This window comes from Streptomyces tauricus (assembly GCF_014650955.1).
Taxonomy (GTDB): Bacteria; Actinomycetota; Actinomycetes; order Streptomycetales; family Streptomycetaceae; genus Streptomyces; species Streptomyces tauricus.
On record NZ_BMVY01000004.1, the window covers coordinates 55750 to 72865 of the forward strand.

Here is a 17116-nt window from a genome sequence, read left to right on the forward strand (position 1 = left end):
TAGGTAAGGCAAACCTAAGTTGCAGGTCATCGGATCGTCAACCCACGGCTCGGGAACGGCGCAAAGGTGTGTAGTGATCATGTCAATCGAGCGGTCATCATGCGCCCATGCCGACGCCCCGAGACCGTTCTCGTGCGGGAAGCACGGGCAAGCTGACCGCCTTCGCGGTCGCCCTGCTGATGACGGTCGTGGCGTGCGGCGGCGGCTCCGACGACGGCGGGAGCGGCGGAGGCGGCAAGGGACTCGAACGGTCGAGTGTCACGGTCGCCGCGCTGCCCCTGGCGGACGACGCGCCCCTCTATCTCGCGCGGGACCGGGGGCTGTTCGAGAAGGAGGGCCTGGACGTACGCATCCAGCCCGTCCAGCAGTCCATCCAGGCACTGCCCGCCCTGTCGAAGGGCCAGGTCGACGTGATCGCCGGCGCGAACTACGTCACCTTCCTGCAAGCCCATGAGAAGGGCACCCTGGACCTGCGCATCCTCTCCGAAGGGGCCCGCGTCACGCCCCACATGATGGACGTGCTCGTACCCGAGGACTCCGACATCCGCGGCGTCGCCGACCTCAAGGGCAAGAAGGTCGCCGTCAACATCCTCAACAACATCCAGTCGCTGACCCTGAACGCGATCCTCGGCCGGCAGGGCGCGGGCCGCCCCGAGTACCGGCAGATCGCCTTCCCCCAGATGGGAGTCGCCCTGGAGGAGGGGCAGGTCGACGCCGTCCACGCCGTCGAGCCCTTCAACAGCGCCATCCAGAAGCAGCTGAACGCCCGCGTCCTCGTAGACGGCGGCTCCGCCCCCGTGGAGAACATCCCGATCAGCGGCTACGTCACCACCGCCGACTACGCGGACAAGAACCCGAGGACCGCGGCGGCCTTCCGGCGGGCGATCGCCGCGGCGGCCGAGATCGCCACCCGGGACCAGGACGCCGTCCGCGAGGAACTGCCCGAGTACACCAAGGTCACCGCCGGTCAGGCCGAGTCGATCCGGCTGCCGGCCTACCCGGTGACCTCGGACGCGTCCGAGCTGCGCCGCCTCACCGAACTCATGCAGGAACAGGGCCTGTTGATGAAGACGATCGATCCGGGAACGTTGCTGGTCGAGTGAGGCGCGGCGGGAGCGGTGGAGGCGGAGCGGGCCGTGCGGCGGAGCGCGTGCGGCGCCGGCAGGACCCGCTGCTCGGCGCGCTCGGTGTGCTGCTCGCCCTCGGCCTGTGCGAGGCGGTCGGCAGGGCGGGTCTCGTACGGCGCGAGTACCTGCCGCCCGCCTCCGAAGTGCTCGCTCGGGCCGTGGAGTTGGCGGGCGACCCGCTCTTCCTGGCAGGGGTCGGAGCCACCGTACGCGCCTGGGCCCTCGGCCTCGGGCTCGCCTGCGCGATCGCCGTACCGCTGGGCCTGCTCCTCGGCAGCGTGCCCGTCGTCGACGAGGCCGTGCGCGCCGTCGTCGAGTTCCTGCGTCCGCTGCCGTCCGTCGCGCTGATCCCGCTGGTGTCCCTGCTGCTGGGATCCGGTACGGAGACGAAGGTCGCGCTCATCACGTACGCCTCGGTCTGGCCGATCCTCTTCAACACCGTCTACGGCCTCGGTGAGACCGACCCGCTCGCCAAGGACACCTTGCGTGCCTTCGGCTTCGGCCGCCTGTCGGTCCTCCTGCGCGTCGAACTCCCCGCCACGGCTCCCTTCATCGCCGCCGGCGTACGCATCTCCGCGGCCGTCGCCCTCATCCTGGCCGTCGCCACGGAGATCCTCGCGGGGTTCGGGGAGGGCCTCGGCATCTTCATCGCCCAGGCGGGCCTGGCGACGGACGGCACGCGGGATGTGCTGGCGGGGGTGGTGTGGGCGGGGGTGCTGGGGCTGGCCATTGACATGGTGCTGGTGTGGGGGGAGAGGCGACTGTTCCCTTGGACGCCGGAACATCGGGGCGACAACCCCCGCGCGGCGGCGGCCCGGTGAAGCGGGGCAGGACGGCGGCAGCCGCTCGCAGCGCGCTCCTGCGCTGGACCGTACTCGGCCTCGCCGTCGCCGCCTGGCAACTCACCACCCACACCCACGCCAGCGTCTATTTCCCGCCACCCACCGAAATCGCCCGCCACACCCACACCCTGTGGTTCTCGGGCCCACCCACCCACGCCTTCCTCACCACCGCCGCGACCGAAAACATCCTCCCCAGCCTCGCCCGCATGACCACGGGTTTCGCCCTCGCCGCGCTCGCCGGTATCGCCCTCGGCACGGCCCTGGGCCGCTCCCGCCGGGCCCACGCCCTGTGCAACCCGGTCCTGCAGTTCGCCCGGGCCGTCCCACCCCCGGCCCTGGTCCCCGTCTTCGTCGTACTCCTCGACCTCGGCACCCGGATGCAGGTCACGTCGATCGTCTTCAGCGCCGTCTGGCCCGTCCTGATCAACACGGCGGAAGGCGTCCGCAACACCGACCCCCTGCGCCTCGAAGTGGCCGAGGTGCTGCGCCTGACCAAGACCGAACGGCTCCGTTTCCTCTTCCTGCCCTCGGCGCTGCCCCGCATCTTCGCCGGCCTGCGCCTGAGTCTTTCGCTCTGCCTCGTCCTCATGGTCTTCTCGGAGCTGCTGCCGGGCACGGCCAACGGCATCGGCTTCACACTCACCGACGCCCAGTCCCGCTCGGACCTGCTCACGGTCTGGGCGGCACTGGTGCTGCTCGGCGCACTCGGACACGTACTCAACACCGGCCTGCTGGCGGTCGAGAAGCGACTGCTGGGCAGGGGGAGGCCGGGGTGAGGGGCATGAGGGATCTGCAGGACGACGGTCCGTTCGGTGCCGTCGCCGACGATGGGGGCAGGTGACCGGCCCGCATGCTGCGTCTCGACTCCCTCGGTCAGCGGTACGGCGATCACTCCGTCCTGCACGACATCACGCTCACCGTGCCCGACGGCCAACTCCTCTGCGTCGTCGGGCCGTCCGGCTGCGGCAAGTCGACGCTGCTGCGTACCGTCGCCGGGCTGCTGCCGGTCCGGGAGGGAACCGTGTCCGTCGACGGGGCGCCCGTCACCGGTGTGCCGGACCGGCTGGCCGTCGTCTTCCAGGACTACGGACGGTCGCTCTACCCCTGGCTCCCGGTCCGCGAGAACGTCGCGCTTCCTCTACGGCGGCGGGGACTCGGGCGTCCCGAGCGGCGGGACGAGGCCGAGCGGATGCTGGAACGGGTGGGGCTTCGCGGTGCGGGACGGCGGTATCCCTGGCAGCTGTCCGGCGGTATGCAGCAGCGGGTCGCCATCGCGCGTGCGCTGGTGTGCCGGCCGTCCCTGCTGCTCATGGACGAGCCCTTCGGCTCGCTCGACGCGCAGACCCGGGAGGATCTGGAGGATCTGCTGCTGGAGGTGCATCGGGGGGAGGGCACGACGATCGTGTTCGTCACGCATGACATCGACGAGAGTGTGTACGTGGGGGACCGGGTGGTCGTGCTGTCCGCGGGTCCCGGGTCCCGGGTGGTCCTCGACCTGCCGGTCGTGCTGCCCGGCGAGCGGGACCAGATCGCTACGCGGGGGTTGCCGGAGTTCGTCGCGCTGCGAGCGAAGGTGGGGCACGCGGTACGCGGCTGAACCGGGGCGTTTCCCGCCCCCGCCGCCCTACCCTCCCCCACTCTCGGCTTCGCTTGAGCGGGGGGACCCCCATCGTCCCCGCATGGGGGCTGCGCCCCCTCGCCCCCGTTGTCCTCAAACGCCGGACGGGCTGAAAGACATACGCCCGTCCGGCGACATCTCAGCCCCTCCGGCGTTTGAGGAGCGGGGGTTCGGGGGCTGGCCCCCGAGGCAGTGACGGGAACGGGTAGGGGCGGCGGGGGCGAGGAAAAACGCCCCCCTTTCCCCGGCAGGGCCCCGTTCACTCATCCGTTCACGCGATGGTGCGATCATCCACCCCCGCACGGATGCCCCCGCACACCCCCGGGTAGGCCCCGGCCCATGACGCAGCCGTTCGAACTCCCCCACTTCTACACGCCGTACCCCGCACGGCTGAACCCGCACGTCGACGAGGCCCGGGCCCACACCACGCAGTGGGCCCGCGGCATGGGCATGCTGGAAGGCTCCGGTATCTGGGAGCAGTCCGACCTGGACGCCCACGACTACGGCCTGCTGTGCGCGTACACGCACCCCGAGTGCGACGGCCCCGCCCTCTCCCTCATCACCGACTGGTACGTGTGGGTCTTCTTCTTCGACGACCACTTCCTGGAGACCTTCAAACGCAGCCAGGACCGCGCCGGCGGCAAGGCCTACCTGGACCGCCTCCCGCTCTTCATGCCGCTCGACCTCGCGACCGCCGTACCGGAGCCGCAGAACCCGGTCGAGGCGGGCCTCGCCGACCTGTGGGCGCGTACGGTCCCCTCGATGTCCATGGGCTGGCGCAAACGCTTCGCCGAGTCCACCGAGCATCTGCTCAACGAGTCGATGTGGGAGCTGTCCAACATCAACGAAGGGCGGATCGCGAACCCCGTCGAGTACATCGAGATGCGCCGCAAGGTGGGCGGCGCCCCCTGGTCGGCGGGGCTCGTGGAGTACGCGACGGCGGAGGTTCCCGAGCAGGTCGCCCGCTCACGGCCGATGCGCGTGCTGATGGAGACCTTCTCCGACGCGGTCCACCTGCGCAACGACCTCTTCTCGTACCAGCGGGAGGTCGAGGAGGAGGGTGAGCTCAGCAACGGCGTGCTCGTCCTGGAGACGTTCTTCGGCTGTACGACGCAGCAGGCCGCCGACACCGTCAACGACGTCCTCTCCTCACGCCTGTACCAGTTCGACCACACGGCGCTCACCGAAGTGCCCGCGCTGGCCCTGGAGAAGGGCCTCACACCGGACGAGGTCCGGGCGGTCACCGCGTACACGCAGGGGTTGCAGGACTGGCAGTCGGGCGGCCACGAGTGGCACCTGCGGTCCAGCCGGTACATGAACGCGGGGGCTCTGGAGACCTCGCCCCTGAAGGGCCTCACCGGCCCCGGCACCTCCGCCGCCGACGTCGGGGCGCTGCTCGCCGCGGCCGGCGCCGAGCGGCTGCGCGCGTACACGCACGTGCCGTTCCAGAAGGTGGGCCCGTCGCGGCTCCCGGACTTCTACATGCCGTTCGAGGTCCGGCTCAACGCCGATCTGGACGGGGCCCGCCGGCGCATCACCCCGTGGGCGCACAGCATGGGCATCCTCCAGGAGGGCGTCTGGGACGAGGACAAGCTCGCCGCCTACGACCTGCCGCTGTGCTCGGCCGGCCTCGATCCCGACGGCACCCCCGAGGCACTGGACCTCAGCGCGCAGTGGCTCGTGTGGGGGACGTACGGCGACGACTACTACCCGATGGTGTTCGGCAACCGCAGGGATCTGGCCGCCGCGAAACTGTGCACCGCGCGGCTGTCCGCCTGCATGCCCGTCGCGGGCGAGGAGATCCCGCCACCGGCCAACGCGATGGAGCGCGGCCTCGCCGATCTGTGGCTGCGGACGACGGCCACGATGACGCCGGACGCGCGCCGCACCATGCGGGCCTCGGTGGAGGTCATGACGGAGAGCTGGGTGTGGGAGCTGTCCAACCAGCTCCAGAACCGCATCCCGGACCCCGTCGACTACCTGGAGATGCGTCGCGCGACCTTCGGCTCCGACCTCACCATGAGCCTGTGCCGGCTGGGCCACGGCCCCGCCGTACCGCCGGAGGTCTACCGCAGCGGCCCCGTCCGGGCCCTGGAGAACGCGGCGATCGACTACGGGATGCTCATCAACGACGTCTTCTCGTACCAGAAGGAGATCGAGTACGAGGGCGAGGTGCACAACCTGATCCTCGTCGTGCAGAACTTCTTCGGCTGCGACTACCCGAAGGCGCTCGGCATCGTCCACGACCTCATGACCCAGCGCATGCGGCAGTTCCAGCATGTCGCCGCCCATGAGTTCCCCGTCCTGTACGAGGACTTCGACCTCTCTGCCGAGGCCCGCGAGGTCATGGAGGGTTATGTCGTGGAGCTGCAGAACTGGATGGCCGGCATCCTGAAGTGGCACTACGACTGCCGGCGGTACGGAGCCGCCGACCTGGCCCGCCGCGCCCACGGCTTCGTGCCGGGGCAACTCCCGGAGCTGCCGTTCGGCGGTGTCTGGCGGCCCGCCACGGCCAAGGCCTTCTGACCCCGCGGCCGATCCCGGCCGTCGGCTCCCCCTGGACAGCTGACGGCTGAGGGCTGGGGGCTAGTGGCTGACGGCTGGGCGGTTGGGGGCGGGCGGGCGGCCGGCGGTTTCGAAAGAAGCGGCGTCGATCGGCTCGCGCCACCCCCGCTGTCCGGGCAGGATGCTGCCCGTAGCCCCCTTCGCCCCGCAGCCCACCCCACGGACCGACCCACGGAGGACCGGATGACCGGTACGCCCGCGCCCTTCACCGCCGACGACTACCGGGCCCGTATGGAGCGCGCCGCCCGGGCCGCCGACGAGGCGGGGCTCGCCGGGGTGCTCGTCTCGCCCGGACCCGACCTCGTCTGGCTCACCGGCTACGCGCCGCCCGCGGCCACCGAGCGGCTCACCCTGCTCGTCCTCACCCCCGGGCAGGACCCCGTGCTCGTCGTGCCCACGCTGGAGGCCCCGGACGCCGAGAAGGCCGTGGGCGCGCCCGCGCTGAAGCTGCGCGACTGGACCGACGGCAAGGACCCGTACACCACCACGGCCCCGCTCCTGGACGCCTCGGGCCGGTTCGGTGTCAGCGACAACGCCTGGGCGATGCACCTGCTGGGCCTCCAGAGGGAGCTGCCCGGCACCTCGTACGTCTCCCTCAGCGACGGACTGCCGATGCTGCGGGCCGTCAAGGACGCCGCCGAACTGGAGCGGCTGGCGGCCGCGGGCGCCGCCGCCGACGACACGTACGAGGAGATCCTGAAGGTCGCCTTCGCGGGCCGCCGCGAGTCGGACGTCGCGGGGGACCTCGCCGATCTGCTGCGGCACTTCGGGCACGAGCAGGTGGACTTCACGGTCGTCGGGTCGGGGCCGAACGGCGCCAACCCGCACCACGAGGCCGGCTCCCGCGTCATCGGGCACGGCGACACGGTCGTCCTCGACTTCGGCGGACTGAAGCACGGCTACGGCTCGGACACCTCCCGTACGGTGCACGTCGGCGAGCCGAGCGCCGAGGAGCAGCGGGTCCACGACATCGTGCGCGCCGCCCAGCAGGCCGCGTTCGAGGCGGTGCGGCCCGGGATCGCCTGCCAGGACGTCGACCGGGTCGCCCGCGCCCACATCACCGACGCCGGGTACGGCGACCGATTCATCCACCGCACCGGGCACGGTATCGGTGTCACCACCCATGAACCGCCGTACATGATCGAGGGCGAGGAGCAGCCGCTCGTGCCCGGGATGTGCTTCTCCGTGGAGCCCGGCATCTATCTGCCGGGCCGCTTCGGAGTACGCATCGAGGACATCGTGACGGTCACCGAGGACGGCGGACGCCGCCTCAACGACACCCCCCGGGAGATGGCCGTCGTGAACTGAACACGTCCCCCTCCCGTATCCCGGACCCCACCGGACCTCAACGGCGGACGGCGCGACCATGACCCAGGCAGCGACACCCACCGCGGACACCGTGCGACGTCTCGTCCGCTCCCTGCTCCCGGACGCGCCGGACAGCGGCGGGCCCCGGATCGCGCCCGTCGCCGAGGGCGGTGAGCACTCCACCTGGTTCGTGGGCGCGCGTCATGTGCTGCGGCTCGCCCCGGACCGCGAGGCGTCCCGGCGCCGGCGGCGCGAACTGAGACTGCGTGACCTGGTACGCCCCCACGTCGGCGTCGGCGTCCCGGTGAGCGTCGCCCACGGGGAATGGGCGAGCGGGCTGGCGTACACGCTCGACACGCTGATTCCCGGCGGGTCCGGGGAGGGGCGGGACGTCTCCGCGGTCGGGGAGGCCGATCTGGCGGGGCTGCTCAGCGGGCTGCGCGAGGTGCCGGGGAACCAGGCCGAGTCGATCGGGGTGCCCCGCGTGACGCCCCGGTCCCTCGAAACGCTGCGTGCCGCCGCGGGTCGCGCCGCCGAGGAGCTCGCCGCGGCCGACGAGTTCGACCCCTCCCGGCTGCAGCAGCTCACCGCGGCCGGTGTCGGCCAGCTCGCGCCGCAGCCGGGCGCGGCGTTCCTCGTCCACCACGACCTCAAGGGGGAGCACCTCGTGGTGAGCGGTGACGGGCGCGTCCGTGGGGTCCTCGACTGGACCGACGCCGTGCTCGGCGATCCGACCGAGGACATCGCGGGCCTCGCCCTGGCGGTCGGCGCGCCCGCGGCGGTCCGGGCGGCGACCCTGGCGGGGTACGGGGCCCGGCCCTGTCTGCGCGGTCTGTGGCTCGCCCGCTGCGACACGCTGACGCGCCTCGCGGACCGCCTCCGAGACCGCTCCGACGGCCCGCTGCCGCTGCTGCGCACGCAACTCTCCCGCTCCTGGGAACCAATCCTCCTGGAACGAGTAACAGACGACGCGTAGTTACCCCCGCGGCCCCGGTGGGAGCCGTTCGCGCAGTTCCCCGCGCCCCTGAGGGGCCACGGCCCCGGGATGCGGAGCGCGGCGCATTCCGCCCGGGCGGCTCCGGTGGGAGCCGTTCGCGCAGTTCCCCGCGCCCCTTTTAGGGGCGCGGGGAACTGCGCAGTCTTTTGCTTTTAAGGGGCGCGGGGAACTGCGCGGCCAGCCCCCACCGGGCCCGCCCACAAAGCACCGGCACCCCCCGCGGAGCGGACCGTCACCCCTGTAGCAGCACCACGCACGACTCCCCGGGCAGGCCCAACAACCCGTCCTCCCCCGGGAGTTCCACCGGCTCCCACGCCGCCAGCACGCGTGACTGCCGGGCGCCGAGAGGAATCGCCGCGCGCTCCTCGCCGAGGTTCACCACCACCCGCACATCCCCCCGCCGGAAGGCGAGCCAGCGGGCGTTCTCGTCGAACGCGACCTTGACGTCCGCGAGGTCGGGATCCGTGAGGTCGGCCTGCGCGTGCCGGAGCGCGATCAGCTCGCGGTACCAGGCGAGCACACGCGCGTGCACCCCCTTCTCCGGCTCGGACCAGTCCAGACAGGACCGGTCCCGGGTGGCGGGGTCCTGCGGGTCCGGGATGTCCTCCTCGGCCCACCCGTGCGAGCCGAACTCCCGCCGCCTGCCGCGCCGTACGGCCTCCGCCAGCTCGGGGTCCGTGTGGTCCGTGAAGAACTGCCAGGGCGTGCCCGCGGCCCACTCCTCGCCCATGAACAGCATCGGCGTGAACGGCCCGGTGAGGGTCAGCGCCGCCGCGCAGGCCAGCAGCCCGGGGGAGAGGGACGCCGCGAGCCGGTCGCCCAGGGCGCGGTTGCCGATCTGGTCGTGGGTCTGCGAGTAACCGAGCAGCCGGTGCCCCGCGACCCGCGTGCGGTCGAGCGGACGGCCGTGCCGCCTGCCCCGGAAGCTGGAGTACGTGCCGTCGTGGAAGTAGCCCGCCGTCAGCGTCTTGGCGACCGCCGCGAGCGGGGCCCGGCCGAAGTCCGCGTAGTAGCCCTGTGTCTCACCGGTCAGCGCGGTGTGCAGCGCGTGGTGGAAGTCGTCGTTCCACTGCGCGTGCAGCCCGAGCCCGTTCTCCTTGCGGGGTGTGATCAGCCGCGGGTCGCCCAGGTCGGACTCGGCGACGAGGAACAGCGGCCGGCCCACTTCCTCGGAGAGTCCGTCCACGGCGGCCGACAGCTCCTCCAGGAAGTGGCACGCGCGGGTGTCGTACAGCGCGTGCACCGCGTCCAGACGCAGCCCGTCGATCCGGTAGTCGCGCAGCCAGGAGAGCGCGCTGCCCAGCAGGAACGCGCGCACCTCGTCCGAACCGGGCGCGTCCAGGTTCACGGCCGAACCCCAGGGAGTGTGGTGCGTGTCCGTGAAGTACGGCCCGAAGGCGGGCAGATAGTTGCCGGACGGCCCCAGGTGGTTGTGCACGACGTCCAGGACGACACCCAGACCCAGCTCGTGCGCCCGGTCGACGAAACGCTTCAGCGCCTCAGGACCGCCGTACGGCTCGTGCACGGCCCACAGCGAGACCCCCTCGTACCCCCAGCCGTGCCGCCCCGGGAACGGGCACAGCGGCATCAACTCGACGTGCGTCACCCCCAGTTCCACCAGGTGCCCGAGCCGCTCCGCCGCCGCGTCCAGCGTGCCCTCACGGGTGTACGTGCCCACGTGCAGCTCGTACAGCACGGCGCCCGGCAGCCCGCGGCCCGCCCACTCGGCGCGCCAGGCGTACCGCTCCTGGTCGACGACCGCGCTCAGCCCGTCCGGGCCGTCCGGCTGCCGGTACGAACGCGGATCCGGCAGCACCGGACCGTCGTCCACCGCGAACCCGTACCGCGTGCCGTCCTGCGCCTCGGCCTCGCCCGTCCACCACCCCGGGCGCTGCGGATCGGGCTCCAACGCGCGCGTGGAGCCCGCGCAGTGGAGCGTCATGCGGTCGGCCTGTGGTGCCCACACCTCGAACTGCACGGACGGTTCTCCCTCGTCTGCTCACCGTGACCTCGCCGGTCCCATGGTGCGTCAAACGAGATCAATTCACCTTCGGATCCGCTCGATCGGACGACGATCCTCCTGATCCGGCGACGGAAAACGGCCGTACGGAGCGTGCGTACCGCCCTGAAGTGCTGTGTTTTCTGGACACTCCGGCCGCGCTGCCAGACAATCGGCAGCGTGACGTCGTCCTCCGAGTTCCACACCTATCCCGCTCCCGCGCGGCTGTCGGACGCCGAGCGGGACAGGACGCTCAAGGCGCTGCGGGAGGGCGCCGCCCTGGGAAGGCTCTCGCACGACACGTTCCTCCTGCGGATGGAGCTCGCGTTCGCCGCCCGCACCTCGGACGAACTCGCCGCGCTCACCGCCGATCTGCGCACCGAGAACCGGCTGTCGCGGCTGCTGTTCGGCACGGTCGAGGCGGTCTCCGGTTTCACCGTGCGGCTGCGCCGGGCCTGGCAGGCCGAGCGGCTGCCCAAGCTGCTGCTGCCCCGGCCCGAGAACCGGTACCCGCTGCGGATAGGCCGTGACCCGGCCAGCGGTCTGCGGCTCAGCCACGAGACGGTGTCGCGCGTGCACGCCGAACTGACCCGCCAGGGCGGCCTGTGGGTGCTGCGCGACCTCGGTTCGACCAACGGCACGGCCGTCAACGGGCGGCGGGTGATCGGCGCCGCCGTCGTGCAGGTCGGCGACCAGGTCAGTTTCGGCCGGATGGTCTTCCGGCTGGCGGCGGACTAGACCGACGGGACCGGCGGGACCGGCGGGCAAACCGGAAGGCCGAACCGGCGGACTGAACCGGCGGGCGGAACCGCCCCCTCCGCCGAACGTGGCCCGAACAAGCCCGACGCGCGTGCATATTTCTATCGTGCACCGGTGTTGACGCCACCTCCGCCGCCGTGACTCACTGTGCGTACACCATGCACATCAAGTGAACCGGTGGTAACTCGTTGCGGAGGTAAGACCCTGCCGCCACTCCTCCGCTACCCCTCCGTCGACGAACTGGCCGTCCGGGCCGCCGCGCTCGTGGAACGCCGTCCACGGGACGCCCGCCTGCGCCAGGTCGGCACCTCCCGGGCCGGACTTCCGCTGCGGCTGCTGTCCGTCGGACACGGCAGTCGCCAGGTCCTCGTCGTCGCGGGCCCCCACGCCAACGAACCGGTGGGCGGCGCCACCGTCCTGCGGCTGGCCGAACGGGCCCTGGCCGACCCCCGGCTGTGCGACGGCGCCGACGTGACCTGGAACCTCCTGCTGTGCCTGGACCCCGACGGCTCCCGCCGCAACGAGGGCTGGCTGGCGGGCCCGTACACGCTCGGCCACCACTTCCGGAACTTCTTCCGCCCCGGCTTCATGGAACAGCCGGAATGGCTGCCCGACGGCGCCGCGGGGGCCGCGCTGCCGGAGACCCGCGCCCTGCTCGCCCTCCAGGACGAGCTGCGGCCCTTCTTCCAGTGCTCCCTGCACGGCGTCGACGTGGGCGGCGGCTTCGTCGAGCTGACGCGCGACCTGCCCGGCATGGCACCCCGGCTCACGCACATCGCGACCCGCCTGGACATCCCCCTCGAACTCGCCCCGTACGACACGCTGTACTGGCCCGTCCTGGGCCCGGCGGTCTACCGCATTCCGCCCCCGACGCGCGGCGACCTCGCCGCGGCCATCACGGAGGCGGCCGTCGAGTCCACCTGGTTCCACCCGCATCCGTACGGAACGGTGACCGCGGTCGTCGAGGCGCCCATGTGGGGCGTGGCGGCCGTGCAGGACCCCTCGGCGCCCGCCGACAGCGAGAGCGCGCTGCGGGACGTCGCGCGGACCCTGCGCCACGACACGGTCCTGCTCCAGGAACTGCTGGCCCGGATCCGCCCCCACCTGGGCACGGCGGGGCGCGCGGCCGGGGACGTGGACCGGCTCCTCGCGCCCGTCGACGACTACGTACTGGTCTGCCCCGGCCTCGCCGACTCCTGGGACCCCGACACTGGCCCGGGTACGGACGCCGCCGGCGCCGTCCGCCCGCTGCCGCCGCTCACCACGTCCGGGCTGACCGCGCTGCGCATCTCCGCCCGCCGGATAGCGCTGCGCACGGCGGGGCTGCTGCACCAGCTGGCGACCGCCGCGGGACAGGATCCGTACGGCGCGGCGGCCGACCTCGACCGGCTCATCGACGGCTGGTGCGCGGACTACCACGACGGTCACGGGGCGCGCTGGATCCCGGTCGCGCGGCAGGCCGAGTACCAGGCGCGGGTGGTGCTCGCCGCGTTCGACCTGGCCCGGCACCGGGGTCCCGTACCGGGGCTCGTACCCGGTCCCGTACCGGCGCCCGTGACGAGGGCCGAAGTGCCGTTCGAGTGAGTCGGGGTGGGCCAGGAGCCCCCGCGTGCCGATGCACAGGCAATGACGAACAACCAGAAAGCGACCACGGCGGTACGGGCCTTCCTGCTGGCCGCCTGCGCACTCCTCGTGGCGGGCCCGGTGCCGGCCCGGGCGGCGGCGCTCCCCGCGTCGCCCGCGGGCGACTGGCTCTATGTGACGGTCGCCCGCGGCGAGCCCCGCTCCGGCGACCTCCGCGGCACGCTGCTGCTCTGCGATCCGCCCCAGGGACACGAGCAGGCCGTGCGCGCCTGCGAGGAACTGCGGGCCGCGCAGGGCGACGTCGGCCGGATCCCGCTCAAGGAGACCTTCTGTCCGATGGTCTACGCGCCGGTGTCCGTCTCCGCGCGCGGCGAGTGGGGCGGCCACGCGATCACGTACGAGGAGACGTTCGCCAACTCCTGTGTGATGGCGGCGCGGACGGGGGCGGTGTTCGCCCTGCCGCACTGACATCCGGCCGGGGGAGCCTCAGGGCGCCGCGTCGCGGGCGTGCCGTGCCGCGGCCAGCACCGTGCGGCTCTGGTGCTCGACCTGATGCTCCAGAGGCACCCAGCGCGCCCGGAAGCGTTCGGCGAAGGCGTCGCTCCAGGAACCGACGAGGTGTTCCAGGGCGGGCGCGGCACGGTCGTCGGTCTCCCGCAGGACCCGCAGGAGCATCGACGCGGCCCGCAGCGGGAGCCGTCGGCCGAACGCGTCCACGCTGCCCACGTGCGCCATCGTGGTGTCCGCAGGCGGCGGCCGGAGCCAGTCGCCGGCCAGGCCGGGAACCAGCTCCAGCGCCCACCGGGCGGCCCGCAGCAGTGGCCCGGCGGGGCCGGGCAGGCGCGGCAGCGCGTCGGTGAGGACGCTCTCGACCTGGCGGGTGTCCTGGAGGAGCCGGCGTGCCAGGCGGCCCATCGCCGCCGCGGGCGCGGGATGGGGGGTGGGATCGTCCACCAGGTCGCTCGCCCACATCGGCACCTCGACGACCGCGGTCCGGCCGCCGTACAGGTGGGCGCGGTACCAGGTGCTCTCCCGCGCGTCGTCCGGCATGCTCAGATGCGCCGGGTCCGTGCCGGGCGCGGGCATCACATGCACCCCGGGTCCGGAGGCCGGCCAGCCGGCGGCGTCCGAGGCGCCCGTCTCGACCGGGATGTTCAGCTCCGCCGCGGACTTGCCGAACGGCTCGGCAAGGCCCGGGATGTCCTGGGTGAGCTGCACCCAGCTGCCGCCGAGGTCGGTGCCGTGGAGCGTCACCTGGAGGTAGGGGCGCAGTTGGTCGATGACGCGGACGAGGGCCAGCGTCTCGGGCGGCAGCCGGTCGGGCGGCAGCACCGACGGCGACCACTCGGGCTGCTCGGGCCCGGCGGGGCGGAAGAAACCGAGGTGGTAGTCGAGCAGGGTGCGCGGCGCCGGGGTGACATGGAGACCGGCGCCGTCGGGGTCCGCGCAGAGCAGGAAGTGCCAGGAGGTGTCGTCCCGCAGCCGCCGCTCGCGCACGACCCGTTCGGCCAGCGCCAGCAGGGTGGCACCGCCCACGGGCTCGTTCGCGTGGGCGCCCGCGACGATCAGCACCGCGCGCTCGGCGTGGCCCACGGACAGCAGACATATCGGCCGGCCGGCGCGTGAGGCGCCGACCCGCCGGAGAGCGCACAGGCCCGGCCGATGGGCGGCCAGAGCCCGCGCGGAGCGTTCGAGTTCGGTCACACTGGGGTAGCGCAGCTCCGGCAGGAGACTCACCCCCGACTAGGTCCGCCCGGCGTCGCAATCCGCAGTACTCCACGGACTGGATGAACTGTCAAGTACGTGCGGGGGCGCCTCCGGGGAGCGCCCAGCAGCACTTACGGGTGCCCGGGGCGCCGACGCCACCCCGGACGCCGGACGCGGCCCGCGCCCGCGCCCCGGAGCCGCCCATGACCCGCCTCACCCGCCGATCACCGCGTCGTCGCTCACCCGCTCCAGCAGCACCACGGGCGACCGGCCGAAAAGCGCCTCCACGCGTGCGTGCCCGGTGAACTCGCTTCCGGGCGCGAGCAGATCGGTCCAGCGCCCCGCGGGCAGCGGCAGCTCGGTGTCCCGCCAGCCGCCCTCCTCCTCCAGGCGCAGCGACAGCCGGGTGACGGCCGTGACGACCTCTCCGGAGCGCGCGAAGGCCAGACAGTGCGCGGCTCCGGGCCCGCGGGCGGGCAGCGGCTCGTACGCGGCGGAGTCGCCGAACACCGTGGGCCGCCGCCTTCGCAGCCGCAGGGCCGCCGCGGTGAGCGCGGCCTTCTCGGCGGACAGGTCACTCAGGTCCTCGGGAGGGAAGTGCGCGGGCCGCCGGTTGTCCGGGTCCACCAGGGCCAGGTACTCGGCCTCCGTGCCCTGGTACAGGTCCGGCACCCCGGGCATCGTCAGGTGGACCAGGGCGGCCCCGAGGACGTTCGCCCGCACGTACGGCGCGAGCGACCGCCTGAACTCGGCGACGCGCTGCCCGGGCGCCCCGCACGGGCCCGCCTTCAGGAAGTCCGCCACGGCCTCCTCGTACGCGGGATCCTGTTCGGTCCACGCCGTGCCGAGGCCCGCCTCCCTGATGTGCTTGAGCAGGGCGCCCCGCAGCCGTTCGCCGTCCGCGGGGCCGAGCCCGACGGCGGTCTGCCAGGCGGCCCAGGCCACCTGCGGATCCGGCGCGGCCACGCCCTCGGCGGCCGTGCGCCCGGTCACCTCGGCGAGCAGGTCGGCCCAGCGCGCGGGGGCCTGGGTGAGTACGGAGATCGCGGCCCGTACGTCGGCGCTGCGCTTCGTGTCGTGGGTGGACAGCGCGGTACCGGTCACCGGCCAGTCGCGCTGTACGCGCGCGCAGTACGCGTGGAAGTCCTCCGGGGACACCGCGGGCGCCCCCGGCTCGCCGCCCACCTCGGTCGCCGACAGCAGCGGTACGTACCGGTAGAACGCCGTGTCCTCCACGGACTTGGCCCGCAGCGCCGACGCGAGCTGCGCGAACCGGGCCCGGAACGCCGCGAACCCGGGGCCCTCGCCGATCCGGCCGAGCACCAGATCCCGTACGAGATCGACGACCTGGGCCTCCTCGGGCACCTTGAAGGCCTGCTTCGCCTCCTGGGCGGCCTCCTCGGTGACGACCGAAGCGGCGTCCCCGGAGGTGTACGGCCGGTAGACCTCCAGGCGGACGAGGAGTTCCCGCAGCGCGGTGCGCAGGGCCCAGGGGGCGCGGTCGCGCAGCACGGGGTCCGCGGACGTGCGGCACAGCCGGTCCGCCTCGCGGGTGAGCCGGTCGACCTCGGCGGCCAGCTCGTGATGGACCACCTTGTACGCGGCCCGCCGCACGGTCTCCTCCCAGACGCCCCCGCGGTCGGCCTGGGGGGCCGCGAACCGCCGGTACTGGCCGAGGAGTTCCCCGGCGCCCGCCGGGTCCGTGAGGACGCCGTCGACGTGCCGCAGCGCGTCGTAGCCGGTGGTGCCCGCGACCGGCCAGGCGGCGGGCAGCGGCTCGCCGTCCGCGAGGATCTTCTCCACCACGGTCCAGCGCCCGCCCGTCGCCTCGTGCAGACGCCGCAGATACGCGTCCGGGTCGGCGAGGCCGTCCGGGTGGTCGATCCGCAGTCCGTCGACGACCCCCTCGTCGAGGAGCTGGAGGATCTTGCCGTGGGTCGCGTCGAAGACCTCCGGGTCCTCGACCCGTACCCCGATCAGCTCCGAGATGCTGAAGAACCGCCGGTAGTTCAGCTCGGTACGGGCCAGGCGCCACCACGCGAGCCGGTACCACTGGGCGTCCAGCAGCTCCGGCAGCGGCAGCTTCTCCGTGCCGGCCCGCAGCGGGAACGCGTGGTCGTGGTAGCGCAGCACGTCCCCGTCGACCACCAGGTCGCCGCTCTCCGCGCCGACAGCCTGCCCGAGCACCGGCAGCAGGACGCGTCCGCCCTGGGCGTCCCAGTCGATGTCGAACCAGCGCGCGTACGGCGAGTCGGGGCCCTCACGCAGCACCTCCCACAGGGGGTGGTTGTGGCGGGGGGACATGGCCATGTGGTTCGGCACGATGTCGAGAACGAGCCCGAGGCCGTGTTCGCGGGCGGTACGGGAGAGGGCGCGCAGGCCCTGCTCGCCGCCGAGTTCCTCGCGCACACGCGCGGGGTCCACGACGTCGTAGCCGTGCCCCGAGCCGGGGACGGCCTCCAGGACGGGGGACAGGTGCAGATGCGAGACGCCGAGCGAGGCCAGGTACGGCACGGCCGCCTCGGCCGCGCCGAACGGGAACTCCGGCTGGAGCTGCAGGCGGTAGGTGGCGGTGGGCGCGGCAGATGTCATGCAGACTTACGTACCCGG

General features: G+C 73.0%; 12 protein-coding genes and 1 pseudogene. 10 read left to right on the forward strand and 3 right to left on the reverse strand.

Translation table 11 applies throughout. From position 1 onward, the window contains the following. Positions 1-107: 107 nt before the first annotated feature. The 7 genes from IE278_RS09245 to IE278_RS09275 all read left to right on the forward strand — a co-directional run bounded on the left by IE278_RS09245 (position 108) and on the right by IE278_RS09275 (position 8436). The gene (locus IE278_RS09245) at positions 108-1103 is read left to right on the forward strand and encodes an ABC transporter substrate-binding protein (protein ID WP_246570207.1); all 996 of its coding nucleotides are present in this window, start codon (positions 108-110) and stop codon (positions 1101-1103) included. 47 nt (positions 1104-1150) lie between these two features. Further along, positions 1151-1948, forward strand: coding sequence for an ABC transporter permease (locus IE278_RS42905; RefSeq protein WP_189770617.1), 798 nt, complete (start codon positions 1151-1153; stop codon positions 1946-1948). Beyond that, positions 1945-2745 carry an ABC transporter permease gene (locus IE278_RS09255; protein ID WP_246570208.1) on the forward strand — a complete coding sequence of 267 codons (801 nt, stop codon included), beginning with the start codon at positions 1945-1947 and terminating at the stop codon, positions 2743-2745. Before IE278_RS42905 ends, IE278_RS09255 begins: the two co-directional genes overlap by 4 nt. A 74-nt stretch (positions 2746-2819) precedes the next feature. Continuing rightward, positions 2820-3566, forward strand: coding sequence for an ABC transporter ATP-binding protein (locus IE278_RS09260; RefSeq protein WP_189770620.1), 747 nt, complete (start codon positions 2820-2822; stop codon positions 3564-3566). A 360-nt stretch (positions 3567-3926) separates the two neighbouring features. Further along, positions 3927-6113: a germacradienol/geosmin synthase Cyc2 gene (cyc2, locus tag IE278_RS09265; protein ID WP_189770622.1), complete on the forward strand. Its 2187-nt coding sequence runs from the start codon at positions 3927-3929 to the stop codon at positions 6111-6113. Positions 6114-6335: 222 nt separating this feature from the next. Then, on the forward strand, positions 6336-7460 hold the full coding sequence (locus IE278_RS09270) for an aminopeptidase P family protein (RefSeq protein WP_189770624.1): 1125 nt from the start codon (positions 6336-6338) through the stop codon (positions 7458-7460). A 58-nt stretch (positions 7461-7518) separates the two neighbouring features. Continuing rightward, positions 7519-8436, forward strand: a complete 918-nt coding sequence (locus tag IE278_RS09275) for a phosphotransferase family protein (protein ID WP_189770626.1) — start codon at positions 7519-7521, stop codon at positions 8434-8436. A gap of 253 nt (positions 8437-8689) precedes the next feature. Here IE278_RS09275 and treZ read toward each other — a convergent pair whose 3' ends face one another. Further along, entirely contained in the window at positions 8690-10435 is a 1746-nt protein-coding gene (gene treZ, locus IE278_RS09280) for a malto-oligosyltrehalose trehalohydrolase (protein WP_189770628.1), read from the reverse strand. Positions 10436-10636: 201 nt separating this feature from the next. Between treZ and IE278_RS09285 the strand changes: the two genes are divergently transcribed. From IE278_RS09285 to IE278_RS09295, 3 genes and pseudogenes are all read left to right on the forward strand, one after another. Continuing rightward, positions 10637-11194: a DUF1707 and FHA domain-containing protein gene (locus IE278_RS09285; RefSeq protein WP_189770630.1), complete on the forward strand. Its 558-nt coding sequence runs from the start codon at positions 10637-10639 to the stop codon at positions 11192-11194. 225 nt (positions 11195-11419) lie between these two features. Continuing rightward, positions 11420-12845, forward strand: a pseudogene (locus IE278_RS09290) (M14 family zinc carboxypeptidase). Continuing rightward, positions 12842-13267 carry an SSI family serine proteinase inhibitor gene (locus IE278_RS09295; RefSeq protein WP_189770632.1) on the forward strand — a complete coding sequence of 142 codons (426 nt, stop codon included), beginning with the start codon at positions 12842-12844 and terminating at the stop codon, positions 13265-13267. The pseudogene IE278_RS09290 and the gene IE278_RS09295 overlap by 4 nt, the downstream one beginning before the upstream one ends. Before the next feature lie 18 nt (positions 13268-13285). Here IE278_RS09295 and IE278_RS09300 read toward each other — a convergent pair whose 3' ends face one another. Together IE278_RS09300 and treY are read right to left on the reverse strand one after the other, a co-directional pair. After that, entirely contained in the window at positions 13286-14536 is a 1251-nt protein-coding gene (locus tag IE278_RS09300) for a M14 family zinc carboxypeptidase (protein ID WP_189770634.1), read from the reverse strand. 183 nt (positions 14537-14719) lie between these two features. Continuing rightward, positions 14720-17098: a malto-oligosyltrehalose synthase gene (gene treY, locus IE278_RS09305; RefSeq protein WP_189770636.1), complete on the reverse strand. Its 2379-nt coding sequence runs from the start codon at positions 17096-17098 to the stop codon at positions 14720-14722. Positions 17099-17116 lie beyond the last annotated feature (18 nt).

Coding starts and splice junctions, on each gene's coding strand:
- IE278_RS09245 (WP_246570207.1), top strand. CDS start 108: ATGCCGACGCCCCGAGACCGTTCTCGTGCGGGAAGCACGGGCAAGCTG.
- IE278_RS09260 (WP_189770620.1), top strand. CDS start 2,820: ATGCTGCGTCTCGACTCCCTCGGTCAGCGGTACGGCGATCACTCCGTC.
- cyc2 (WP_189770622.1), top strand. CDS start 3,927: ATGACGCAGCCGTTCGAACTCCCCCACTTCTACACGCCGTACCCCGCA.
- IE278_RS09270 (WP_189770624.1), top strand. CDS start 6,336: ATGACCGGTACGCCCGCGCCCTTCACCGCCGACGACTACCGGGCCCGT.
- IE278_RS09275 (WP_189770626.1), top strand. CDS start 7,519: ATGACCCAGGCAGCGACACCCACCGCGGACACCGTGCGACGTCTCGTC.
- IE278_RS09295 (WP_189770632.1), top strand. CDS start 12,842: ATGACGAACAACCAGAAAGCGACCACGGCGGTACGGGCCTTCCTGCTG.
- treY (WP_189770636.1), bottom strand. CDS start 17,098: ATGACATCTGCCGCGCCCACCGCCACCTACCGCCTGCAGCTCCAGCCG.